Origin of the sequence: Nonlabens sp. MB-3u-79 (genome assembly GCF_002831625.1) — a bacterium.
Taxonomy (GTDB): domain Bacteria; phylum Bacteroidota; class Bacteroidia; order Flavobacteriales; family Flavobacteriaceae; genus Nonlabens.
On record NZ_CP025116.1, the window covers coordinates 2753160 to 2776110 of the forward strand.

Here is a 22951-nt window from a genome sequence, read left to right on the forward strand (position 1 = left end):
CTTCGCAAATAACTAAAAATATAAGTTCAGATAAAATGATAAAATTAAAAGGGAAAAATGCCTTTATAACAGGATCTAGTCGAGGTGTCGGACAACAAATTGCATTGGGACTTGCACAACTAGGCTGTCATGTTATACTACACGGAAGGAAAAAAGAAAACAATAAAGAAACGCTAGAGTTGTTAAAAGACTATTCAGTAAATACCTACAGTGTTTATGGTGACCTATCTGATGAAAATCAAATTAGTGATTTAATAGACCAAGTTAGAGCTTTACAAATACCCGTTGACATACTATACAACAACGCTGGAATAATGAGAGCTTATCGTGAAGATATATGGTCGCATACCACAGAAGACTGGCTGGAAACTTACAAAGTGAATGTTGTTGCCATGTACAAACTTTGTAGTGCCTTTATTCCTGCTATGATTGAAAATAATTTTGGCCGAGTGGTGAACACGACCTCTAGAATAATGGACCAGCCGCAACTAGCGCCTTATGGTGCCTCAAAATGGGCCGTAGATAAATTATCTCAAGACATCGCTGCTGCATTAGAGAAAACACCGGTACGTATTAATTATATGGATCCAAGTTGGTTAAGGACAGATCTAGGTGGTGAACATGCTGACAACCCGGTAGAAGCGGTGCTTCCTGGTGCCTTAGCTCCGCTTTTAATTGATGATGATGGGCCTAATGGTCAGTTTTTCTCTGCCATCGAGAACCAATCTTAGCTTGTCCCAACATCACATTGAGGTAAATGAATTAGGGACTCGATCAATAGAATATTTGTAGCATCCTAAAATGTATCATTCAAGTTGGTGTTTAAAATTCACAAATAGGCATAAAGCTCAGAAATCATTAATGAGTGTAATGCTTTGATCCATCTAAGCTACATTTCAACCTCTATGGAGTTTTTATTGGTGCGCTTTTTTATAGAAGCATACCACGAATTAGCAATTACGCAATCAATCAAAAAAAGAATTAATTTAAAGAAATGGTACTAATAATTGGAGGAGGTTTATCTGGCCTTTTAACAGGATATCGTCTAAAAAAAGAAGGTGTTCCATTTAAAATATTAGAAGCTAGAAATAGAGCTGGTGGGAGAATACATACTATTAATAGGGCTGACAATACACCCGTTGAAATGGGAGCCACATGGTTTACCCATCAACATAAATACTTAATCGCTCTATTAAAAGAATTGGAGCTGGATTATTTTGAACAACACATGGATAGTAGCCTTTTATTTCAATCCTCAAGCAACTCCCCTATACAATCAATAAAAACCCCTAGTCAACAACCTAGTTATAGAATTGCTGGAGGTACCTCGCACCTCATTGAAACCTTATTGGAACGACTAGATAAAAAAGATATCCTGCTTAATCAGCCTGTAAAGAGCATCAAGTACACTGTAAATTCTGTTCAAGTAACTGCAAATAAGGTTTTTGAGGGTCATCAAGTGGTTTTGGCCATTCCTCCAAAATTATGGTCCAAAAGAATCGACTTTGAGCCTAGCCTACCACAACAATTGATAGGTATTGCGCAACAAACACAGACATGGATGGAAGATTCTATTAAAGTTGCTTTGACCTATAGCCATCCTTTTTGGGAAGAAGAAAACCTATCTGGAACTTTTTACAGCCATTCAGGACCAATTACCGAATTGTATGATCATTGCAATCATAAAAGATCAAAATACGCCCTCTGCGGTTTCATTAATTCTAGTTTTAAAAACTTATCGTACAAGGATAGACGCGCGAGAGTGATCAACCAAATAAAGGAGGTTTTTGGAAATCAAGCAGAGGAGTTTATCGATTACCAAGAATGTGTCTGGAGCAAAGAAGAATACACTTTTCAGGCATCTAATGAGTTTGTTTATCCACATCAAAACAATGGGAATCCAATTTTCAGTAACTCATTTTTTGATAATAAATTATTTATTTCTAGCTCAGAATCAGCTGCAGAATCCGCTGGGTATATGGATGGTGCCGTATATGCAGCTCATAGGGTTGCTCAAAAAATCATAAATGCACAGCTCTAAATGCACTGTGATGAGCTGTTAAAAGCTCACATAATAAATCCTTGTAGAAGTTCTATTTGGCTTTTATTTTTTTAAGAGAGTACTTAAGCAAAATCACAAAACAACAATTGTCCCTAACTAAAACTTACACATGATTAAGCCCAAGGGTCGCAAGAATGAAAAAGAAAGATTAGAGGATATTAAATCCTATTCTATTTTAGACACCTTATCAGAAACGGATGAGGATGATATGACTGCTATCGCAGCAAAACTATGTGGAACTGAGATTTCTTTAATCAGTCTTATTGACGATAAGCGTCAATGGCTCAAATGACATCATGGAATAGATCTTAAAAAATCTCCTAGAGAAACTTGCCTTTTGTGCTGATACAATCAATGAGCAAGAAGGTATATCTATTATTCGAGATGCCAGGTAAGCCGAGCGATTTCATGACAACCCAATGGCTACAAGAAAGACTTCTATAGTCTTTTATGCTGGAGGTCCTATAATGACCGACAATGATTTTCCTAATGTATGAATTAGGTCGCATCAAGAATATTTCAATAAAGAAGCCCTGGAAGCAATGACCCGAGTACGCTAGAAAATAGCAAAGCTTTTGAACAAAATCTAGAATTAGAAAATGAAACAAAAAAGGGCTCCTAAATTACTTTCTAGAGCTGTATGGCAGCTGGTTCTATGAAAACATATAACGGTCACCTCTATCTTGTGAGGACAAGTTAGAAATAACAGTAGAAAAGAAAACTTCCCTGTGATGTATATCAGAGGGAAGTTTATATTTTATAAAACATGCTGACTCTAGTGGTATGCCTGAAAAATAAGGAACCGCTCTCCCTATTACCTGCAAATAAAACACAGGTAGTCGAGTCTTTTCAAGTAAACTGTTTTTCTTTAGATTACATATCTGATTTAACCGGAGTTGTAGTGGTACTCATATCACGTACACACACATATTTTCCATCGCGTTTCTCAAAATAAGACATGTAATTTCCATTTTGCAATTCGTTCCCATCAGTATCAAATTCGGTCCAAGAGCCGACCTCAATAGCGGTATCACCCTCAGCAAAAAGATCTACAATTTTGTAGACATTGTAAGTTCCAGTGGTATCACTAGCAATACTCATGGCTATACTTTCTTGAATGGCTGCTTTACCTTTAATTGGTTCTTTATTGCGGCTGTAACTTACGGCATTCTCACTGTAATAGTTAGCTACGGCAGCAGCATCTTTAGCTTTTTCCCCTGCTGCATAAGCGTCTTCTAGAGCTTGAATTTCAATTTTAACTTGTTCCATATCCAGCGCTTCTTCTTCTTTTTCCTTAGTAGAACAAGCCGTGATAATTAAAATAAAAAAGGATAAAACTGTAAATAATTTCATGGTTTTTTTCATGATCATTGGTTTTGGTTAGCTATAAAGATACCAATTCAACCCGTTAATAAAACTATTTAGCGATTTTTTTATTTTTATATAATTGAACAACAATTGTTTACAAACAAAAACATGCGTAAACAATTGATTTGCTTACTTCAACTTATAAAGTCTCTACAGGTTTCAATTGTTTATACCTAAGAGGTTTAAAGCTATAAATTCTTTGCTGGTTTCGCTTTCGCGAAAGCGATAAAAATACCAGCATCATTGATAATTAAAAAAGGAATAGGTGAAAATAGAAAACCCAGATAAATGAAGCATTCAATTAGTAAAAGCAACGAACCCTGGATGTTGGTTTAACGTTTTTGAAGAAATGTATAACCAAAATCTAATTGGTACAAATGGACTTGCCAATGTGGCAATGCGAGTGGGATTCCACAAAATGAAAAACAATCAAATAAACAAGTCAAGAAGTATTGCGGTGGCGAAAACAAGGATTTCAGCCGCGTTTTAGTTACTAAACTTAAAGTGTATTATGTTAGTTAAAAAAATCACAGCTCTTCTGACATTTTATTGGTTAAATTCCAGTTTTAGTGCTTGAAAATCTCTTTTGATTATTTATTATTCAAAAACACTTTGCTCTTTTTACTTAGTAGTTCAAGAAATTCAATTTCGTTACCATAATTTAATAGATTAAAATCAAATGTATCGTCCTCTACATACCTAATGAACTCTTCTACTCGATGCTCTGGTATATCAAAATTTTCTGCTAATAAAGTAGAACCTAAGTAATACTTGATAGACTTTACAGGAACTTCTGGAACCCCAGCAGCTTTCTTGTCTACAACCTCAGATCTAAATAGTGGAATTAATAATTGATCCACTACATTAATGACATTCAAACCAGTTACCATGGTCTTGGCATTAGAGACCACAGCTATATTTTCTATTTGCTTTTTATTATTACCAGTAAAATCTATTTCTTTATCTTTTATTCCAAAATAGAGCACATTTGACTTCAATTGATAGGAGTTTGCCTTTTTTAAATCATTATTAATGTTACCTGATAGTTTATTGGTTTTTACGATGACTTCATCTAACTTATTCACTTCTTCAATTAAGAAAATAAGCATCTTCTTAGATTTTAAGATAGATGAACTCACTTTTACATCAAAGTTTTGATATTCTACAGCTCTTACTTCTATAAGATCGTTTAAAGCCACTTCAATTTGAAACGCTCCTTTTTCATTTGTAGTTGCACCTATTTTTGAAGCAGTATTGTAAATAGTGATTCCTTTTATATCACTTCCTTCGACTATAATTTTTCCATCGACTTTTTCTCTTATGATATCTTGTGATGTAGCCATAAGGCTCCAACAAAAAACGAATAATGGCAGTAGTATTTTCATGGTGTTATATCTCATATAAAGATAGTTTCTAAAACGTCTGTAGAAAGTATGATTAACTATAAACTTGCATTAAATATCATTATCCTGTCGATCAATTTAAACTATAGATAGGATCAATTAGCATCTATGAATACCCTTATAGAATTAAAATCTCTTTGTGGAAGCGTCTAGAATAATCAAAATATAGGTTGACCTTTCCGTCTTAAAAAAAACCTGTTATGGAGGTCACAACTCAAGTTTTTTGTTCTTAAACTACGATCATCACTATTGCAATAACCCTTTTAATAACAGCCGCTGTATTTTTTTCTTATCTAGTAAAACACCAACATCATTGCTCCTTAAATGAGCAATAGATGAAAACAGAAAACTTAGATAAGTGAAACATACAACTCGCACAAGCAGTTAACCTTAGACACTTGTTTAACGTTTTTGAAGAACTGTATAACAAGAAAATTCCTATATTCCATCTTTATTTGTTGAACTAATGCGCACTACCCTATGAATATTCCAGAAAAGTATCAAATCAAAGACATTATAGCTCAAAAATTCTACCTAGTCAACGGGGAATTAAGACAATGGAATGGCGAAAGTTCTCAAGTATTCTCCAGCATATCTTCAACAGAGACCTATCAACCTACTCTATTGGGTAGTATCCCTAACTTAGGCGAAAAAGAGGCTATCGAATCGCTAGATGCTGCCGTTGCAGCTTATGATAGAGGCCAAGGTTTATGGCCTACTATGAAAGTTGAAGACCGTATTTCTTGTATGAAAAAGTTTGTGGAACAAATGAAAACAAAGCGAGCAGCAGTTGTGAAATTGTTGATGTGGGAAATAGGCAAAAACTTACCAGACTCTGAAAAAGAGTTTGATAGAACAGTAGACTATATCTACGATACTATTGAAGATTACAAACAAATGGATCGTGATAGCGCAAAATTTGAAAAACATAGCGGTGTCAATGCACATATAAGAAGAGGACCTCTTGGAGTTGTATTGTGTCTTGGGCCTTATAATTACCCATTAAACGAAACCTTTGCCCTTTTAATTCCCGCGTTGATCATGGGTAATACGGCTATCTTTAAACCCGCAAAATTTGGAGTGCTTTTGTTATGCCCACTATTAGAGGCCTTTCAAAATAGTTTTCCAAAAGGAGTGGTCAATATTATTTTTGGAAGAGGAAGAACCGTAGCAAATCCAATCATGAAGGATGGACGTGTTGATGTGCTCGCACTTATAGGTCATAGTAATTCGGCAAATGCCTTACAAAGCGTACACCCTAAAAGTAATCGATTGCGTATGGTGCTGGGATTAGAAGCAAAAAACCCAGCAATTGTATTGGAAGATGCCGACTTAGATTTGGCCATAGACGAATGTATCGCAGGAACCACATCATTTAATGGTCAGCGTTGTACCGCTCTTAAAGTATTGTACGTTCATGAATCGGTAGTTGAGGAGTTTAACAAACGTTTCTCTCAAAAAGTAGATGCTCTAAAATTTGGGAATCCATGGGAAGACGGAGCTCAATTAACCCCTTTACCAGAACCTAATAAACCTGCTTATATACAAGAGTTGATTGATGATGCTTTAGAAAAAGGAGGGAAAATCATCAATCAAAAAGGAGGCGTAACCACTGATAATTATATCTTCCCAGCTGTAGTCTATCCAGTAACAAAAAACATGCGCGTGTATGAAGAGGAGCAATTTGGACCAATTATTCCTATCATCTCCTTTTCAGATATTGAAGAACCATTAGATGACATGGCGGCATCTAATTATGGACAGCAAGTCAGCTTATTTGGGAAAGATGTGCAAACACTAGCACCACTCATAGATACGTTGGTGAATTTAGTTTGCCGTGTGAACCTGAACAGCTCCTGTCAGCGTGGACCAGATGTATATCCATTTACGGGAAGAAAAGACTCTGCTGTTGGTACCTTAAGTGTTCATGATGCCTTGCGCTCCTTTTCTATTAGAACATTTTTGGCGTCTAAAGACAATGCGTATAACAATGCCATTTTAAAGAACTTGATGGATGCAAAGGCATCCAATTTTGTAAGTACTGATTACCTGCTTTAAGAAGCAGCCTAGAATTTTTAACATTGGTTTTCAAAACAATTATGGCGACCTTTTTATGATCGACAAAAACTGATGACTTATTTAAGGGTCCCTATTTTAAAACAGGGAACCTTAAATTTATACAGCACTAGGACGAAGTAATCTCTAAAGAAATACTTTTAAAACATATAACGCACTCCTATTATCATCTAGAAATACAATGCCTGTGCAGTAAGGTTGTTTGAAAATATATTTCTAAAATTCGCCTTCCAGATCGCCTTCTAGATCTTCTTATACATACTTACGCTATTAGGAGCTATCAAAATTCAATAAAAACCAATCTTCTATGATTCTCGCTATAGGATGAGTTGCTGCATTAGATTACATGCCACTACTTGAAGTGAAACCTTATTCCAAACCCAGCTTTTAGAAATCACTTTAACGCGACTAAATATGATGTTTATTAAATATACCCCTATATAAAACAGGGTCTCTTTTCTAAAATGATTAAATATAACAAGACACCCCCTTAAATTTATATCATAATCCTTTCAGATTTTATATAAATAACAGAACTTCCCCAAATAATTTAAAATATAAAATCATGATTGTTGGTATTCCTAAAGAGATTAAAAACAACGAAAGCAGAGTCGGCATGACACCTGCTGGAGTTTTTGAATTAGTAAAAAACAAGCATACGGTATACGTACAATCAAATGCTGGGGATGGTAGTGGTTTTTTAAATGATGATTATATAGAAGCCGGAGCTTTAATTCTCGATACTATTGATCAAGTTTATGCGTTAAGCGAGATGATCGTAAAGGTTAAAGAACCTATTGACGAGGAATACGCTTTTATAAAGGAAGGTCAGATCGTGTTTACCTACTTCCATTTTGCCTCCAGTGAGCCATTGACAAAAGCCATGATTAAAGCAAAGGCGATTTGTATTGCTTATGAAACTGTTGAAGACAATGAAGGCACTTTACCCCTACTAACCCCTATGTCTGAAGTAGCCGGAAGGTTAGCCATACAACAAGGTGCTAAATATTTAGAAAAACCAGTAAAAGGACGCGGTGTTCTCTTAGGAGGTGTGCCAGGTGTGGCCCCAGGTAAAGTTTTGGTTCTAGGCGCTGGTGTTGTAGGTATACAAGCCGCAAAAATGGCCGCAGGTCTAGGAGCTCATGTTACTATTATGGATATCAACATGAAACGCTTGCGTTATGTAAACGATGTCATGCCACCTCACGTGGTTACAGAGTTCTCCAACGAATTTAATATTAGAAAACATATCAAAACTCATGATTTGATCATTGGAGGTGTGCTACTTAAAGGCGCTAAAGCTCCTAACTTAATTACGCGAGATATGCTTAAAGAAATGCGTCCAGGAACCGTGATTGTAGATGTCGCAGTAGATCAAGGTGGCTGTGTAGAAACCACTAAACCCACCACGCATGAAGACCCTGTATATATCATTGATGATGTGGTGCATTATTGTGTAGCTAATATGCCTGGAGCAGTTCCTTGCACCTCTACAATTGCATTGACTAATGTCACGCTACCCTTTGTATTGAAGTTAGCAAATATGGGTTGGAAAGCTGCTTGTGAAAAAGATGCTTACCTTAAAAAAGGACTGAATATCATCTCTGGTAAAGTAGTTTATCAAGAGATTAACGAAGCCTTCGGCTGGTCAAAAATTTACAAGGTGAGATGACGTACTCCATTTGAAACAGGTATATCTAACTTAAGGCACTCTAAAAAACGTTTTAAGTAGTCAAGTACTAGCTCGATTAAGGTTTTTAATAGTTCAGACCTAGTGACAATAGATTACGCTAAGTTCTTTTTTTTTATAAAAATGATAAGAGAAGGAAGTTGCTCAATTACAATAATACCGCACTTTCAATTTTACTCACCACAGCCTGCGCCGCAGCCTTACCATTCAACATGGCCGCATTCAAAGAGCCATTACTTAAATGGTCCCCTGCTAGGAATATATGTTCTGTCAATTGTGTTTCTGACGCAGTCATGGAATAATTCAAGGAGTCCAATTGAGGCAATGCTTTTTTAATATGATGTAATTGAATAAATTCAGTGGCTTTAATTCCCGTTTCTTCTCTCAATTCTTTGATCACACGCTCCGCAAGTTGTTGATCAGTTAATCGATGCTTTTTAATAACGGATACACTGATCACGATCCTGTGATTTTCAAAAACATCTTGTAAAAAATGAAAATTATTAATCAAGACCTCTTCGTTTGATATTAAACCTATGATAGCCTCGTCAAAACCAGCATGGTCTGTTTCAAAATAGAGCACCGTTACTTGATGCCATGGAATCATTTCTTTAGGTAAATTAGGAACTATATCACCAGCTGGGGCTGCAACAATAGTGTAATCTGACAAAAACTTTTCTCCATTTTCCAATGTGATTTCATTTCCTAAGACGTTAGTTACTTTTTGTTTTAGCTGAATAGATCCTGCTGTTAACTTAGAAGCCAGTTGCTCTGGAATTGCTTTTATACCGCCAGCGGGTATGGTGGCATTCCCTTCGGTAAACATTTTGAAGACAAATTCAAACATGCGGCTGCTGGTTGCCAACTCGGTTTCTAAGAATATCCCTGCATAAAAAGGGGTGAAGAAACTGGTTATCATTTTTTGAGAAAACCCGTATTCTTCTAAGTAGGTTTTTGTGGTAGTTTCTGGAGAAGCAAACACCTCTTGAAGTGTTTTTTGTTTTAGCTTTCGCGAAAGCGAGAACACCAACCATTTATCTTTTAAAGATCCCACTCCCGCAACTAAGGTGCTCCATAAAAAGCTGTAATCTCTAGAAGCATCACCAAGCCTGTAAGACTTACCGTCTTTAAAAATTATGGAACCAGGAACAAATTTGCGCAACTTTAAGGCCTCTACATCTAGAAATTCATGTACTGCAGGATAGGCGTCCAGCATCACCTGAAAACCCTGATCGAGTATTAACCCATTTTTAATAACACTATTTACGCGTCCTCCCACAAATGAATTGGCATCATATATGGTTGATTTATAACCAGCGTTTTGTAAAGTTAAAGCAGCAGTTAGACCACTAACTCCGGCACCTATAATAGTAATTTGAGGTTGGCTTTTTTCCATAGGGCAAAAATAATCTAGAGCAGGAGATTTCAAAGGCTTTAATGTATACTTAACACATCATATTATAAAATAAACTTGATTTTTAATTGGACTGCGCTGCTTTTCAACCCAATAATTATCATTTCATTAGGAGTTAAAAATGGTGGCGTTAGTAATTCTGACTTACATTTGTCGCACCAAAATAAACGTGTTACAAAAAATGCTTAGATTCTTCAAGTACTTAGCTTTAATAGAAGGCTACTCCTTTCTATTCATCCTATTCCTTACTATGCCTCTTAAGTATTTAGGCGGCGTGCTATTACCCAATAAAATCATGGGAATGGCTCATGGGATTCTTTTTTTAAGTTATGTGGTCGTTGCCATAGTGCTGAGCCAATTGTTAAAATGGAACTTCAAAAAACTACTGATCGTTCTCGCGATGTCGGTTGTTCCTTTTGGGACATTCTGGATGGAAGATGTTTACATAAAAGAAGATCTAAAAGCTATTTCTTAATCCATATCAAAGCCTTTCCCTTTCATACGATTATGCTGGTACTCTACTTCAGTTTTACCGTGTGCTGCTGGTTTACCGTCCTCACCTAGATTCACTAGAATGATACTCTCGATGGTAATAATGGTGGCATAGGTCATCTTATTGCGTACAATACATCTTAAGTCGATAGAACTATTACCGAATTTATTCACCCCTATTCCTATTTCTACAATATCGCCCGGTTTTGCACTGGCTATAAAATTGATTTCACTCATATATTTAGTAACCACTTTCTGATTCTCTAATTGGATAACGGTATAGAGCGCTGCTTCCTCATCAATCCATTCCAGTAACCTTCCTCCGAAGAGGGTTCCGTTGGGGTTCAAGTCTCCTGGTTTAATCCATTTTCTAGTGTGAAAATTCATATCGTATAGTTTGTAATCAAAGATACATTTGATCTAGCTGAAAAACCTATTTTTGCTAGATGAAACATATTTCTAGTCCCAATAACGCGATCATACGTCATGTAGAGCAACTGCAGCGTAAAAGCAAAACACGTAAGAAAGAAGGGCTTTTTATTATTGAAGGACAACGCGAAGTGATTCTGGCCGCTCGTGGAGGTTTTGTAATGGATCAATTATTGATTTGTGGGCCTATCCTACTCCATAAAGATCAATTTACAAAAGAAGAGGTGTATTCATTTTTAGAAATGGATCAACATCCTGAGATCATATCTGTTACTCAAGAAGTCTATGAAAAGATGGCTTATCGCATTGGAACTGAAGGTTGTATCGCTTTCGCGAAAGCGAAATCACAACAATTAGCAGATCTCCAATTAACAGAAAAACCATTAATCCTTATAGCCGAGTCTACCGAAAAACCAGGAAATATAGGTGCTTTATTAAGAACAGCCGATGCTGCAAAAGTAGATGCGGTCATCATTGCTAACCCCACAGCAGATTTATACAACCCCAATGTCATACGCTCTAGTGTAGGTTGTGTATTCACAGTACCTACAGCTGTAGCTAGCACAAAAGAAGTTATAGAGTTCTTAAAAAGAAACGCTATCGATCTTTATGCAGCCACCTTGCAAAGCAGTGAACGCTACGATCAGATCGATTACAGAAATCCTAGCGCTATAGCTGTAGGAACAGAAGCTACAGGATTATCTGAAGAAATGAGAGCTGCTGCAAGAACAAATATCATCATACCCATGTCGGGCGAGATAGATTCTATGAACGTATCTGTAAGCGCTGCTATCCTCATCTTTGAGGCAAAAAGACAACGCAATTTTATTTAAAATCATACCACAACTATTTACATGACTGCAACTAGCATATTTTACATCATCATAGGAATACTCGTTTTTGATTTTTTATTAGAACGCATTTTAGGCTTTCTCAATTACACTTGGTATTCAAAGGCCATTCCTGAAGAACTAGCAGATGTCTATGATCAAGCAGCATATGAAAAATCTCAAGAATACAAAAAGACTAATTTTAGATTTGGATTGATTTCAAGCACTTTTTCATTCCTAGGGATTTTATTGTTTTTATACTTCAAAGGTTTTGCTATAGTAGATGAAATCGCTAGAAACTATGCATCAAATCAAATCCTGGTAGCTCTGTTGTTTTTTGGAATTATTATGCTGGCGAGTGAGCTTATTTCATTGCCTTTTTCTATTCATTCTACCTTTGTAATTGAGGAAAAATTTGGTTTTAATACAACAACCGTAAAAACTTTTATTTTAGATAAAATCAAAGGTTACCTCTTGACCGCCCTCTTGGGTGGTGGTATGCTTTCTTTAATTATTCTTTGTTATGATTGGGCTGGAGTTAATTTCTGGTGGTATGTATGGATTTTGATATTTGTAATATCCCTATTTATGAATATGTTTTATGCTAAATTATTTGTGCCTCTTTTTAACAAACAAGTACCTCTAGAAGAAGGGGATTTAAAAAATAAAATCAGTGATTATGCCGCTAGTGTAGGCTTTCAATTGGACAAGGTTTTTGTAATTGACGGGAGTAAACGGTCTACAAAGGCAAATGCTTATTTTAGTGGTTTCGGTAGTGAGAAAAGAGTTACTTTATACGACACTTTGATAGAACAATTAACGGAGGAGGAGATTGTTGCAGTACTAGCTCATGAAGTAGGTCATTACAAAAGAAAGCATATTATTTACAATTTGATAGCAGGAACGCTAACGACCGGTTTCACACTTTGGCTGTTTTCCTTATTTGTGGACAGCAGTTTATTATCTGAGGCGTTAGGAGTTAATCTTTCCTCTTTTCATATAGGACTGGTGGCTTTTGGATTGCTTTACTCCCCTATTTCTACACTTACTGGCATGGTGATGAGTTTATTATCGAGAAGATTTGAATATCAAGCCGATTATTACGCAAAGGACACCTATAAAAAAGAACCTCTTATCAGTGGTTTAAAAACACTTTCTAAAACTAGTTTAAGCAATCTAACTCCGCATCCAGCATACGTTTGGTTTCATTATTCGCATCCAAGTTTACAACAACGTATTACTGCTATGAATAGCGATGTCGTTTATTAGGTTTATGAGTACGTAAGTTGCTCTAAAAGTATAAGAAAGGGAGCCGTTTAGAAATTAATTTATTGCCTTCGCGCAATTGAACACCTAACAGTAAGTAACAAAATAAAGGCCATGAAACTAAAAACAAGAATTCTTTTTGCTCTCATCGCTTGTCTTACCTTAGGACTAGCACCTTTCCAACCTGAACCTCATATATGGGGTAAAATGAAATGGATTGCTGGTGGCGCAAAAGGAATGGGATTTATGGATTATTGGGACACCTTTCTTCACGGTATACCATGGCTGTTTCTTAGTTACTTTTTGACTCTTGCATTGTTGAGAAAAAAGTGATAATTTAGAATGGGTAATTTCCTGACTACTTTACAGAAATAAATCCCTTCTTATTGATCACTATAACTTGACATGACATGAAGAATCTTAAAATCACAGGCTTATTAGTCTTTTTATTTGTAAACGTGCTAAACGCACAGTCACAGACCACTCATCAATCTGAAAAATACCACATTCAGTTTACTACTACTCAAGATGTAGCTACTTACGAGACCGAGTCTGATCGGGTTATAGGTTTTGAGAATGACGATTTTGCAGTAGATATTGAGGTTTTTAAATTATCTGAGGTAAGCGCTGATTATTTAGATGATTTAAAAAAGACCACAAGAATAATTGCTAGTCAGTTAGCACTTAGTGATGTGCAACAAGCAATTCCATTAGCTAATGTAAGTAGTGGTTATTATGTAAGAGCAACAGATATTGATGGTGAAGAGGACACACCTGTCTTTGTAGGAGTTATCTATAATAAAACGAAACAATTAATTTACGAAATAACAGTCTATTGTTACGACCTTAACTTAAGTGCAGGCCGTAAAACTATAGAGAGCTTTAACCTTCTTGAATAAAAAAAATCCTTTATAATTTCAACATATAATTAACGTAACAAATAAGGGATTTACTGTAATTTGTGAACATGAAAACTTTTGATCTCCTGCTCTATTTTACTATAGTTTCTTTCCTCTTTTTCGGACTGAACTGCATGCTCAACCCACGCATGAGATTGGAATTCAACAGGTACGGCTTGAACACCTTACAACGCTTACTCACTGGTATCCTTCAGGTAATGGGAGCAGCAGGTTTAACTTATGGAATCTTTAATGCAAAAGTAGGTGTAGCCGCCTCTGCAGGCTTGTGTTTATTAATGTTTTTTGGATTAATTGTGAGGATAAAAATAAAGGATGGTGTTTATAAATCGTCTCCAGCACTTGTTTTTATGGTTATTAGCGGTATTATTTGTTACCACTTTATAAAGGCGGTTTAAGTGAAGAAAAATAAAGACGATTAAAGAACCTCATAGGCCCGATAGCAGAAACTTAGAGAGCAAGCAGTTTTTCAATCAATGATAAAGGCAGGATTCCTAATTCATTAACTTTTAAGTACTCTAATATCGTTAGTTTCTATAAAAAACAGTATCGTCCGACAAACGATAATAGAATATAAACTACACTATAACTAACTGAAAAACAGTAATTATCATTTGATGTGCTCCTATTCTAATCGTATTAATTTCGTAAATAATGAAGAATGAAAAAAGCAGGGTGATTTTATTAAGATTTCTTTGAAACTCCTTAATAGCAATATGTTTCACCGTATTGAAGAAACCTTATCGAACACCAATGATAAAAAAATATGTAGCGATTTATTGACCAATAAAAATGGTAATTACAGAAAGCACTAAAAACAATGCCGCTGGAAATGACTTTTTAATAGGATCGCCTATTTTAAAATGCATAAAAATAGCTCCAGTCATAAGAACAGCGATACCCAAGGCACCTGTATATTCTGTTATTGGGAAAAATATAGAAATAAGTAGTAATAATGCAAAAAGACTCTTTAGAGTTCCCACAATAATCATAGCGTTTTTTGAAAGACCGTAAGTAGCAAATTCTTCTTCCATACTGGACGCATTTGCTCCACGCCATGGGGTGCTTTTATTTCTATTCAAAAGCCATACATTGAGGATACTAAACCCTACGCCTAGTTTAATAATGATTTCTACTATCTGGATAAATGACATTTTTTTTTATTTTAGGAAAGATAAAAATTAACGGTCACTTTGAGATACAAATTTATCCTAATAAATAAATTTTTAACACCTTTTATAAGAGCTGTACGTTGAAACCCCTCCCATTAAATATAAAGTTTATTTATTTAAGAAATTAAAAGCGAAACCATCATGCATAACCTATACTCCTGCACGTGACTGTTCCTCTAGAACCTGTTGGGCAAAGTATTCACAGCTTGCAAAAGTCTCTTTAACATGCTTTAAGGTAGTTCGAGGATTGATAAGGCACATACGCAGTACCACTTGATCCATTAAAACGGTGGTCACTAGTAGCGCTTCTTTTGACGCAATGACTCTTCTAGATATTTCCTGATTGAGGGCGTCCAGCTCTTTGTCCTCTAAATTCAAATGAATAGGATTATATCTAAAGTTAATGATCGCAAGAGTTGCAGGTGACACTACTTCCCATAACGAACTTTTTCTCAACATAGCTTCTACCTCTTCTGCTATATCTATATTATAGGTTACTGCTTTTTTAAAAGCTTGTAATCCGAAAGTTTTTAAAGACATATAAAACTTCAATGCACGAAATCTTCTGGTAAGCTGGATTCCATGATCATAGAAGTTAATTTCTGAAGTGTTGCCTTCAATATCTCTTAGATATTCTGGTTTTTCAACAAAGGTGTCGTGTAGCCACTTACTCTTGCGCACTAACAAGCAACCCATTTCATAAGGTTGGAACAGCCATTTATGTGGGTCGATGGTTAGTGAATCTGCTTTTTCAATTCCCTTTAATGCCTTACTTCCTTTGGTAGATAATATCGCTGCACCTCCATAAGCACCATCGATATGGAACCATAGCTTTTCATTTTTACAGATATCGGCAATTTGCTCTAACGGATCTACAGTTCCTGTGTTAGTTGTACCAGCAGATGCAATGATACAGAAAGGTTGCAAACCGCTTAATCGGTCTTTAGAAATAGCGTTTTTTAATTTATTAATCGCCATTTTGAATTCGCCATCAGTAGGTATTATGCGTATTTGCTCCTTTTTAAATCCGATGACGCGTATGGCTTTTACATTAGAAGAATGCGCCTGATCAGACATATAGATCACCGCCTTGGAAAAATCATCACCACATACTTGCCTTCTTGCCGTTACTAATGCCGTAAGATTTGCCATAGATCCACCACTTGTAAAAATACCACCACCTTTTTTTGCTGGGAATTTGAACAACTTTAGTAGCCAGTTCATCGTCACGATCTCCAACTCTGCCGCTGCAGGCGATGCGGCCCAACCGCCAGAAAAGACATTGAAACCTGTCGCAAGTGTGTCTGCCATTACACTTATATAATTACTGGGTCCAGGAACAAAAGAATACGATTTAGGATGTGAGACTATGTTGCTGTGAGGCAACACTTGCTGGGTAACAAAGTCCAACACATCTTTAGGATTTGATGGTAATTCAGGAACTGCTTCTTGAAACAAATCGTCCATTTCCTTTCTACTCCCGATAGCTACCGGACTCTTTTCATTTTGAGTAGTAAAATGTTCTACAATGGAATCAATTACTTGATACCCATAGGCTTTCATTTCCTCTTTACTCAATTCTAACTTATGTGACTGATCCATGGGCAACGATAACTTTAATACTCGACAAAATTAAGCTTAATCCCTCTCAAACCTAGACTAAAACCTTGATAATGATGGAATCATACGCTTTCTCAACACATAGCAAAACGAGCATACGTATCATCATTTCTACTGTGTAATCCTTAGAATATAAGTATGCTCGTTTGATATCTGTTATCAAATTCATTATCGTCAAAGTTCATTTGCAATAATTTTTAAGGTTGGGCATGTCTAAAAATGCATTTGTAGATCACCTTTTAAATTTGACAAAAACAGAAGCTGTTATTGTTCTTGATCACATATCGTCTAATCATAAAAAGCCGGTCACTTATGATCATGAGGTAGAGCTGGAATCGAACTCTATATGTTATTTTAGAAAGACAGCTTGAGTACAACTCTGAGTGTCTCATCAATAGGTTTTTAGAGTAAAACCAAAAGTCAAGAAGTTGTCCTCTTGTTTTTGATTTTCTATCACTATGTTTTCAAAGCTGTGAATGTAGTTGATCTTAAAATTTAAAAATTCCCAAAGCGGGAATTCTAAACTTACATCTGCTTGCCATCTAAAGTTGTTGCTTTGCTCCAGAGAAGGCTGAAAGTAAAATTCATGGTTGACAATTACTTTCTTTTTAAACACTAGGTAGCGACCATTCAACCATACCGTACCACGAAAAGTGTCTATAGATTCACTTCCGTCATACTCTGAGATGTTAAAATCAGATTTACCAAAATCAGTTTGCTCATATTCACTAGAAACCGCAATTTTAAGCCAATGGTTTTTTTTGTTCAAAAGTTGATAAGTGACTCCTGCTCCTATCAGGTAACGCAAATCAATTTCCCTTCTGAAATTAGTACTTACAAACCCTAGTAATAAAGGATATATTTTTCGCTCTGGGTTTAAATACAGAAAGTTGAGACTTAAAATATCTTCGTCTGCCTTCTTCTTACCAAACTCTTGGTATACATAGGAATTCTGTGTTTTGAATACCCACTTCTTTAAAGGCCTAAAACTAAAATCTGATTTAGCTCTAAAAATCAAAGTTTCTACATTTCCCCCTTGATAAAAACCAGTTAAAGAAAGGTTTGCTTTCAATTGAAGCGTATCACTTTCGTTGATTTGGGCTGAAAGGAAAAAAGGCAGCAACAAGAAATAATAAAATAGCTTTCTCATTATATCACACTTTAAAAATACTCTTTTATAAAAAGCGGGAAATATACTTATTTAAGCAGGACTATCCGCTAAGTATGAAAAGATTTAATTCCCGTAAAACCTCAATTTATCAAGTCGTTGCTGTATTAAAGTATTGAAAAGGAGTTGATTTGTTTTATTTACGCCTACTCTCTGTATAAACTTATACCAACAACCTTGAGTACATAGCTAAGAGAACTACGTACCAACTCTTAAAGTAAAAATAGCCAACTATAGCATGAACAAATTTATTAAATTTGCAATACTCTATAAAAAACTGATGCTTTCGCGAAAGCGGAATTACAAGAGTCTCACAAGACTTCTTCATGAACGAGCTTGCATTTAAAAATTACTGTTAAAAGCCTAACAATAAGAACCGCAACAATATATTAATTCTTTTCTTTAAGAAGAATAAGCAACCAGCCAATGATTTCACCTCCTATTCCTGATAACGAACACCTAAGGCAAGCGGCTGTTGAAAAATACCGATTGCTCGACACGATGCCAGAAGAGAGTTATGACAACATCACATCCATCATTTCAACCATTTGTGACGCTCCTATTTCTTTGATAACACTTGTAGATAAAAACAGGACCTTTATAAAGTCGAGAAATGGACTAGATATGTCAGAATCACCACGGGACACTTCTTTTTGTGGTCATGCTATAGCTGGTAATGAGGAGGTCATGATTGTTCCTGACGCCAGAGAAGATAAACGTTTCAAAGGAAATCCTCTAGTGGAAGGTTTTAAAGCTATCTTCTATGCAGGCGCTCCACTAATTGATAAAAATGGTTACAAGCTGGGAACATTGTGTGTTTACGATCACCAACCTAGAACCCTTACTGAAAAGCAAGTAGATGCTCTAAAAGCTATGGCAAAACAAGTGATGTCACTTTTTGAAGAACGATTTCAAACTTTTGAATTGCAAAAAATGAAGGAGCAAGTTGAAGTGCGCAATCAAGAACTTAAAGATTTTGCTGGTATAGTATCCCACGACCTCAAAGCACCTTTGTCTAATATTATTATGATCACAGATTTATTGCGGAAAGGAGAAAAAAACCTATCCCAACAATCTGATCAATATTTAGGTTATCTTAAAGAAAGCTCAAATAGCATGAGCCGCTACATTGACGGAATGTTACAATTTTACCGCAGTGAAGAATTGGTTAGTGAAGATTATGATGAAGTGAGTTATGTAGACCTTATAGAAGAGGTGATTGCTATGACTGTAATGGATGAAAGTGTAGAAGTACGATATATCCCTGAAAAAGACACCACCTTAATAACCAATGAGATAGCATTAAAGCAAATTCTTATCAATTTGATTTCTAATGCCGTAAAGTACAGCGATAAAGACCATACTCATATCGATATAAAACTGATCAAACATCAAGAAGAGTATGAATTAACCGTACGCGATAATGGAAGTGGTATTGCTCCAGAGAATATCAATTCCGTATTCAAGTTATTCTACGTGGCAGCAAAACAAGATAGAAATGGCAAACAAGGAACTGGAATAGGGCTTGCGACGGTGGCTAGATTGTTAGAACATATGGACGGGCGTATAACTGTGGACTCACAATTAGGAGAATGGACAGAGTTTAAAATACATCTTCCTAAGAAAGTAAAAACATACTCATCCATCCACTAGATATACCAAAACATTAAGCTTTTGGGTGAAATCAAAAGGCTTGTTACATAAGTAGTTCTAGACTTTAGAGCCGTCTCTTCTATATTCGACGTCTTTATTCTTGCCTTTCTGCTTGAATTCTATATCGTAAAACTCCCCTTTAGTGGCACTGATCACATGCTCTGCTTCTGTTATTTTCATGTCTGGGAATTCTCTTTGAATGGCTTTTTGAATCGCTTCAGGAATTTCCTTATCCTTTATAGAGTTCTCTGTTTCTCTCCAGGAACCATCTGCATGAAAATCTGCTCGGTATTTTTCTCCGTCCTTTTTAAAATGAGCTTCCCAGTATCCGTGGACATCTTGCTCAAAATCTGGATCATTTTCACCTGGGTATTTTAGTTCAAAAGAATCAAGAACAACTTGTGGAACTTCGTTGTTGGATTTGTTTTGACAACTCGCTAATGCTATAGTAAAAAGAAGGTATAAAAAACTTGCAGTCCGTCTCATGTTTAATTTTATTAAAGATAATAATTAACAAGACGTCTGCTGCCCAATTCTATATTAATATATCCAATAAGGTATTTATATACATTACCAACTAATAGGTCGGTAATCCTTCAAGAACTTTCCACACCAATGCTTACCTGTATTGATCCCGTCAAATAAGGGGTCCATTACTCTAGCCGCACCATCTACAATATCTAGAGGTGGCTGGAAATCGTGTACTTCTTGTTTTTGTTTAGAAAGCTGCGCAGGATCTTCATCAGTAACCCATCCCGTGTCTACAGCATTCATATAAATACCATCTTTAGCAAGTGTTCCTGCAGCAGTATGTGTTAGCATATTTAAGGCAGCTTTAGCCATATTGGTATGTGGATGACGGTCTTCCTTGTGGAACGTATGGAACTTCCCTTCCATCGCGCTGACATTAATAATGTGCTTCTGTCCTGTAGGATGCTTTTTCATAATTTCAGATAAGCGGTTACAGAGTACAAATGGTGCAACAGAATTTACAAGTTGGACCTCTATCATCTCTGTAGTTTCTATCTCGCCCAGTTTTAATCGCCAACTATTTGTTTTTCTAAGATCTACTTGTTGTAAGTCGGCATCGAGTTTTCCTTCGGGAAAAACTTCTTGTGTGACCAGTGCTTTATCAAAGCTATAGGGGATTTGAGAGAGTTTAGCACTAGCACGCAATCCTATTCCAGGCTCTGGACCATGCCAAGTAACTGGCATGTTTTTGTTAGAAGAGGCTCCTGGAGTTAATTGTTGGAGTTCCTGAAGGCATGTATAATGATCGGACAATGTTTCTTGTGCAAAAACTGGTAACTGTTCAAAGCTCAATTCTTCATTAGGCATTAAATGTGAGTAAAATCCAGAAGGTCTTCTAACGGTTTGCGCCGCATTGTTGATCAAAATATCTAGACGATCATACTTTTGTTCTATATAATTACAAAAAATCTCTACACTGGGAATATGTCTTAAATCCAAACCGTGAACATGTAATCGATGTCCCCATTCTTTAAAATCCGCTTCTTGAGAGAAACGCAATGCGCTATCATGCGGAAATCGAGTGGTAGCAATGACCGTAGCACCTCCACGCAATAACATAAGGGTAATGTGATATCCTATTTTTAAACGCGAGCCTGTAATAACAGCTACTTGGTTTTTTACGTTGGCATTTTGAAAACGTTTGGCATAATTAAAATCCCCACAATCCGTGCACATCTGATCGTAAAAGTGGTGCAGTTTTGTAAACAGAGTTTTACAGACATAACAATTGCGAGGTGAAGAAAGTTCACCAGGGTCTTTTTGCGACAGGTCGGCTGCGGCGAGTAATTTAGGGGCTTTAAAAACAGCATCCTCTCGAGCGCTTCTTATCCCGGTTTCTTTACGAGCATGTTTATCCCGTTCTATTTGCTTTCTTCTGGTCGCTTTTTTAGCGTCTTTTTTAGAACGCTTGTAATCCTCTCGAGTGGGTCTAGAAATTTTTCCAGCCGCCTTCATTAAGGCAACACGCTGCTCTTCTGACAGTTCAAAGATTTGTTTGGGGTCCTCTATGAATTTATGAAGCGTCTGGATACAGGCCTCTATTTCTTGTGAAGAAGTCTTATTTACATCCATGTCTTTAGGCTCAATCATAGTTTTATGTTAAAGCCACAAATTTAATGGTAAAAGCATGATTTAGACAGGCTATTTTTTAATAGTATTGGTCTAAAAGCATTTATTTTATGAGAAAGCTTGTTTTGTTTTCGCTTTCGCGAAAGCGAGATAAGTATGGATAAAAAGACAGCTCTAATTCCACGGAATAATGTGAACATCACTATCACGGGTTTTATGTAGGGCTAAGGGAGTCTCTAGAAAATTCTAGATTTAAGACTATCTATTTTTGGGAGATGGCTTGATGTCTTTTTTATCTCGTTTGCGACTATTGATAAAATAGACCCCTGTTAACATTACTGCCGCAGCAATCATGGATTGAGAAGTTATTTTTTCTTCTAAAAAATACCAACCCAAAAGCATCGCAATGACAGGATTTACATAAGAAGAGGTCGCCACTTTTTCTGTAGAAATTTTCTTAAGCAAAAAATTAAAAGAAGTAAATGCTGCTATACTCCCAAACAAAATTAAACAAGTCAGTGCCAGATATGCATCGGTGCTCCAATCTAAAGGAGATACCCAGACTTCATTAAAGCATAAGCTTGCTATAGCAAGAATAACACCAGCAGCTATCATTTGATAGCCAGTAGAAACAAAAAAGTTTTGTGGAACATCAGCCTTTGCAACAAATAAGCTCCCTATACTCCAACTTAGAATACAAGTGAGAATCATTATGATTCCCGTTACTGTTCCTTCTTTTGTTGTGATATCATTTTGACTTACTAGGATATACATTCCAGACAATCCTAGCAATACTCCTATAATAGACTTAGGTTGTAATGCCTTGCGCTGGACAGTTCTCATTAAGAGTAGAATAAACAATGGTTGTAAAGCCGCTAATAAAGCCGCAAAACTAGTGTCCACATATTTTAACGCCCAAACAAATACTCCATTCCCATAGGCTAGAAATAGAAAACCGGCTAGAACAGAGTTTCCCAGCTGTTTTTTAGTAATGCGTAAGCTGTAACCTAAAGACCTAGCGATGATAAAAATGAGAGTTCCTGCCGAAGTAAAGCGAATACTGGCGAGCATAAATGGAGATAACTCACTAACTGCCATCTTGTTCCAAAGATAGGTAGAACCCCAAAATACATAAATGGAGAAAAAGGCCAATACAATGAGTAAGGTGTTTCTATTCATGGATGCAAATCTAGCAGAATAAAGAGTTTGAAAAATCTTAATTGCTATAAATAATACGTATCACAAGACATAAAAAAAGCCCATCTAAATTAGATGGGCTCTGTAAGAAATT

Annotated in this window: 22 protein-coding genes; 12 read left to right on the forward strand and 10 right to left on the reverse strand. The window is 36.1% G+C overall.

Features of this window, described 5'->3' with window-relative positions; all coding sequences use genetic code 11:
• The first annotated feature begins 35 nt into the window (after nucleotides 1-35).
• The 3 genes from CW736_RS12175 to CW736_RS12185 all read left to right on the forward strand — a co-directional run bounded on the left by CW736_RS12175 (nucleotide 36) and on the right by CW736_RS12185 (nucleotide 2354).
• Nucleotides 36-731, forward strand: coding sequence for an SDR family NAD(P)-dependent oxidoreductase (locus CW736_RS12175; protein ID WP_101014461.1), 696 nt, complete (start codon nucleotides 36-38; stop codon nucleotides 729-731).
• Nucleotides 732-994: 263 nt separating this feature from the next.
• The gene (locus CW736_RS12180; RefSeq protein ID WP_101014463.1) at nucleotides 995-2041 is read left to right on the forward strand and encodes a flavin monoamine oxidase family protein; all 1047 of its coding nucleotides are present in this window, start codon (nucleotides 995-997) and stop codon (nucleotides 2039-2041) included.
• A gap of 130 nt (nucleotides 2042-2171) precedes the next feature.
• The gene (locus CW736_RS12185) at nucleotides 2172-2354 is read left to right on the forward strand and encodes a hypothetical protein (RefSeq protein WP_101014467.1); all 183 of its coding nucleotides are present in this window, start codon (nucleotides 2172-2174) and stop codon (nucleotides 2352-2354) included.
• Nucleotides 2355-2935: 581 nt separating this feature from the next.
• On the opposite strand, the gene CW736_RS12190 is transcribed toward CW736_RS12185, so the two are convergent.
• Together CW736_RS12190 and CW736_RS12195 are read right to left on the reverse strand one after the other, a co-directional pair.
• On the reverse strand, nucleotides 2936-3427 hold the full coding sequence (locus CW736_RS12190) for a YybH family protein (protein WP_157810960.1): 492 nt from the start codon (nucleotides 3425-3427) through the stop codon (nucleotides 2936-2938).
• A 593-nt stretch (nucleotides 3428-4020) separates the two neighbouring features.
• Entirely contained in the window at nucleotides 4021-4815 is a 795-nt protein-coding gene (locus tag CW736_RS12195) for a carboxypeptidase-like regulatory domain-containing protein (protein WP_232735359.1), read from the reverse strand.
• 498 nt (nucleotides 4816-5313) lie between these two features.
• Between CW736_RS12195 and CW736_RS12200 the strand changes: the two genes are divergently transcribed.
• Nucleotides 5314-6891, forward strand: coding sequence for an NADP-dependent glyceraldehyde-3-phosphate dehydrogenase (locus CW736_RS12200; protein WP_101014473.1), 1578 nt, complete (start codon nucleotides 5314-5316; stop codon nucleotides 6889-6891).
• Nucleotides 6892-7474: 583 nt separating this feature from the next.
• Complete coding sequence (ald, locus tag CW736_RS12205; protein ID WP_101014476.1) at nucleotides 7475-8581, forward strand: alanine dehydrogenase; 1107 nt, start codon at nucleotides 7475-7477, stop codon at nucleotides 8579-8581.
• A 166-nt stretch (nucleotides 8582-8747) separates the two neighbouring features.
• Here ald and CW736_RS12210 read toward each other — a convergent pair whose 3' ends face one another.
• Nucleotides 8748-9995, reverse strand: a complete 1248-nt coding sequence (locus tag CW736_RS12210) for an NAD(P)/FAD-dependent oxidoreductase (RefSeq protein ID WP_101014479.1) — start codon at nucleotides 9993-9995, stop codon at nucleotides 8748-8750.
• A 199-nt stretch (nucleotides 9996-10194) separates the two neighbouring features.
• Between CW736_RS12210 and CW736_RS12215 the strand changes: the two genes are divergently transcribed.
• Nucleotides 10195-10488 carry a DUF3817 domain-containing protein gene (locus tag CW736_RS12215; RefSeq protein WP_101015133.1) on the forward strand — a complete coding sequence of 98 codons (294 nt, stop codon included), beginning with the start codon at nucleotides 10195-10197 and terminating at the stop codon, nucleotides 10486-10488.
• On the opposite strand, the gene CW736_RS12220 is transcribed toward CW736_RS12215, so the two are convergent.
• Nucleotides 10485-10892, reverse strand: coding sequence for an acyl-CoA thioesterase (locus CW736_RS12220; protein WP_101014481.1), 408 nt, complete (start codon nucleotides 10890-10892; stop codon nucleotides 10485-10487). The genes CW736_RS12215 and CW736_RS12220 overlap by 4 nt on opposite strands.
• 59 nt (nucleotides 10893-10951) lie before the next feature.
• Between CW736_RS12220 and CW736_RS12225 the strand changes: the two genes are divergently transcribed.
• The 5 genes from CW736_RS12225 to CW736_RS12245 all read left to right on the forward strand — a co-directional run bounded on the left by CW736_RS12225 (nucleotide 10952) and on the right by CW736_RS12245 (nucleotide 14345).
• Nucleotides 10952-11767: a TrmH family RNA methyltransferase gene (locus CW736_RS12225; protein ID WP_101014484.1), complete on the forward strand. Its 816-nt coding sequence runs from the start codon at nucleotides 10952-10954 to the stop codon at nucleotides 11765-11767.
• A 21-nt stretch (nucleotides 11768-11788) separates the two neighbouring features.
• Nucleotides 11789-13033, forward strand: a complete 1245-nt coding sequence (locus CW736_RS12230) for a M48 family metallopeptidase (RefSeq protein ID WP_101014486.1) — start codon at nucleotides 11789-11791, stop codon at nucleotides 13031-13033.
• Between the two features lie 111 nt (nucleotides 13034-13144).
• The gene (locus CW736_RS12235) at nucleotides 13145-13363 is read left to right on the forward strand and encodes a hypothetical protein (protein ID WP_101014488.1); all 219 of its coding nucleotides are present in this window, start codon (nucleotides 13145-13147) and stop codon (nucleotides 13361-13363) included.
• A 77-nt stretch (nucleotides 13364-13440) separates the two neighbouring features.
• Complete coding sequence (locus CW736_RS12240) at nucleotides 13441-13929, forward strand: hypothetical protein (RefSeq protein ID WP_101014490.1); 489 nt, start codon at nucleotides 13441-13443, stop codon at nucleotides 13927-13929.
• A 68-nt stretch (nucleotides 13930-13997) separates the two neighbouring features.
• Nucleotides 13998-14345: a DoxX family protein gene (locus CW736_RS12245; protein ID WP_101014492.1), complete on the forward strand. Its 348-nt coding sequence runs from the start codon at nucleotides 13998-14000 to the stop codon at nucleotides 14343-14345.
• A gap of 378 nt (nucleotides 14346-14723) precedes the next feature.
• On the opposite strand, the gene CW736_RS12250 is transcribed toward CW736_RS12245, so the two are convergent.
• The 3 genes from CW736_RS12250 to CW736_RS12260 all read right to left on the reverse strand — a co-directional run bounded on the left by CW736_RS12250 (nucleotide 14724) and on the right by CW736_RS12260 (nucleotide 17889).
• Nucleotides 14724-15101, reverse strand: a complete 378-nt coding sequence (locus CW736_RS12250; RefSeq protein ID WP_101014494.1) for a DoxX family protein — start codon at nucleotides 15099-15101, stop codon at nucleotides 14724-14726.
• A 168-nt stretch (nucleotides 15102-15269) separates the two neighbouring features.
• Complete coding sequence (locus CW736_RS12255; protein ID WP_101014497.1) at nucleotides 15270-16721, reverse strand: pyridoxal phosphate-dependent decarboxylase family protein; 1452 nt, start codon at nucleotides 16719-16721, stop codon at nucleotides 15270-15272.
• 409 nt (nucleotides 16722-17130) lie between these two features.
• On the reverse strand, nucleotides 17131-17889 hold the full coding sequence (locus CW736_RS12260) for a DUF481 domain-containing protein (protein ID WP_101014499.1): 759 nt from the start codon (nucleotides 17887-17889) through the stop codon (nucleotides 17131-17133).
• 444 nt (nucleotides 17890-18333) lie between these two features.
• Here CW736_RS12260 and CW736_RS12265 point away from each other — a divergent pair, with 444 nt between their 5' ends.
• Complete coding sequence (locus CW736_RS12265; protein WP_101014502.1) at nucleotides 18334-19560, forward strand: GAF domain-containing sensor histidine kinase; 1227 nt, start codon at nucleotides 18334-18336, stop codon at nucleotides 19558-19560.
• Between the two features lie 57 nt (nucleotides 19561-19617).
• On the opposite strand, the gene CW736_RS12270 is transcribed toward CW736_RS12265, so the two are convergent.
• From CW736_RS12270 to CW736_RS12280, 3 genes are all read right to left on the reverse strand, one after another.
• On the reverse strand, nucleotides 19618-20046 hold the full coding sequence (locus CW736_RS12270) for a PepSY-like domain-containing protein (RefSeq protein ID WP_101014504.1): 429 nt from the start codon (nucleotides 20044-20046) through the stop codon (nucleotides 19618-19620).
• 84 nt (nucleotides 20047-20130) lie between these two features.
• On the reverse strand, nucleotides 20131-21681 hold the full coding sequence (locus CW736_RS12275; protein WP_410503948.1) for an SDR family NAD(P)-dependent oxidoreductase: 1551 nt from the start codon (nucleotides 21679-21681) through the stop codon (nucleotides 20131-20133).
• Nucleotides 21682-21918: 237 nt separating this feature from the next.
• Nucleotides 21919-22839 carry an EamA family transporter gene (locus CW736_RS12280; protein WP_101014506.1) on the reverse strand — a complete coding sequence of 307 codons (921 nt, stop codon included), beginning with the start codon at nucleotides 22837-22839 and terminating at the stop codon, nucleotides 21919-21921.
• Nucleotides 22840-22951: the final 112 nt, after the last annotated feature.

What these genes read in the sequence shown, in the direction of transcription:
- CW736_RS12175 (WP_101014461.1), top strand. Translation starts at nt 36, where the DNA reads ATGATAAAATTAAAAGGGAAAAATGCCTTTATAACAGGATCTAGTCGA.
- CW736_RS12180 (WP_101014463.1), top strand. Translation starts at nt 995, where the DNA reads ATGGTACTAATAATTGGAGGAGGTTTATCTGGCCTTTTAACAGGATAT.
- CW736_RS12185 (WP_101014467.1), top strand. Translation starts at nt 2,172, where the DNA reads ATGATTAAGCCCAAGGGTCGCAAGAATGAAAAAGAAAGATTAGAGGAT.
- CW736_RS12190 (WP_157810960.1), bottom strand. Translation starts at nt 3,427, where the DNA reads ATGAAAAAAACCATGAAATTATTTACAGTTTTATCCTTTTTTATTTTA.
- CW736_RS12195 (WP_232735359.1), bottom strand. Translation starts at nt 4,815, where the DNA reads ATGAAAATACTACTGCCATTATTCGTTTTTTGTTGGAGCCTTATGGCT.
- CW736_RS12200 (WP_101014473.1), top strand. Translation starts at nt 5,314, where the DNA reads ATGAATATTCCAGAAAAGTATCAAATCAAAGACATTATAGCTCAAAAA.
- ald (WP_101014476.1), top strand. Translation starts at nt 7,475, where the DNA reads ATGATTGTTGGTATTCCTAAAGAGATTAAAAACAACGAAAGCAGAGTC.
- CW736_RS12210 (WP_101014479.1), bottom strand. Translation starts at nt 9,995, where the DNA reads ATGGAAAAAAGCCAACCTCAAATTACTATTATAGGTGCCGGAGTTAGT.
- CW736_RS12215 (WP_101015133.1), top strand. Translation starts at nt 10,195, where the DNA reads ATGCTTAGATTCTTCAAGTACTTAGCTTTAATAGAAGGCTACTCCTTT.
- CW736_RS12220 (WP_101014481.1), bottom strand. Translation starts at nt 10,892, where the DNA reads ATGAATTTTCACACTAGAAAATGGATTAAACCAGGAGACTTGAACCCC.
- CW736_RS12225 (WP_101014484.1), top strand. Translation starts at nt 10,952, where the DNA reads ATGAAACATATTTCTAGTCCCAATAACGCGATCATACGTCATGTAGAG.
- CW736_RS12230 (WP_101014486.1), top strand. Translation starts at nt 11,789, where the DNA reads ATGACTGCAACTAGCATATTTTACATCATCATAGGAATACTCGTTTTT.
- CW736_RS12235 (WP_101014488.1), top strand. Translation starts at nt 13,145, where the DNA reads ATGAAACTAAAAACAAGAATTCTTTTTGCTCTCATCGCTTGTCTTACC.
- CW736_RS12240 (WP_101014490.1), top strand. Translation starts at nt 13,441, where the DNA reads ATGAAGAATCTTAAAATCACAGGCTTATTAGTCTTTTTATTTGTAAAC.
- CW736_RS12245 (WP_101014492.1), top strand. Translation starts at nt 13,998, where the DNA reads ATGAAAACTTTTGATCTCCTGCTCTATTTTACTATAGTTTCTTTCCTC.
- CW736_RS12250 (WP_101014494.1), bottom strand. Translation starts at nt 15,101, where the DNA reads ATGTCATTTATCCAGATAGTAGAAATCATTATTAAACTAGGCGTAGGG.
- CW736_RS12255 (WP_101014497.1), bottom strand. Translation starts at nt 16,721, where the DNA reads ATGGATCAGTCACATAAGTTAGAATTGAGTAAAGAGGAAATGAAAGCC.
- CW736_RS12260 (WP_101014499.1), bottom strand. Translation starts at nt 17,889, where the DNA reads ATGAGAAAGCTATTTTATTATTTCTTGTTGCTGCCTTTTTTCCTTTCA.
- CW736_RS12265 (WP_101014502.1), top strand. Translation starts at nt 18,334, where the DNA reads ATGATTTCACCTCCTATTCCTGATAACGAACACCTAAGGCAAGCGGCT.
- CW736_RS12270 (WP_101014504.1), bottom strand. Translation starts at nt 20,046, where the DNA reads ATGAGACGGACTGCAAGTTTTTTATACCTTCTTTTTACTATAGCATTA.
- CW736_RS12275 (WP_410503948.1), bottom strand. Translation starts at nt 21,681, where the DNA reads ATGATTGAGCCTAAAGACATGGATGTAAATAAGACTTCTTCACAAGAA.
- CW736_RS12280 (WP_101014506.1), bottom strand. Translation starts at nt 22,839, where the DNA reads ATGAATAGAAACACCTTACTCATTGTATTGGCCTTTTTCTCCATTTAT.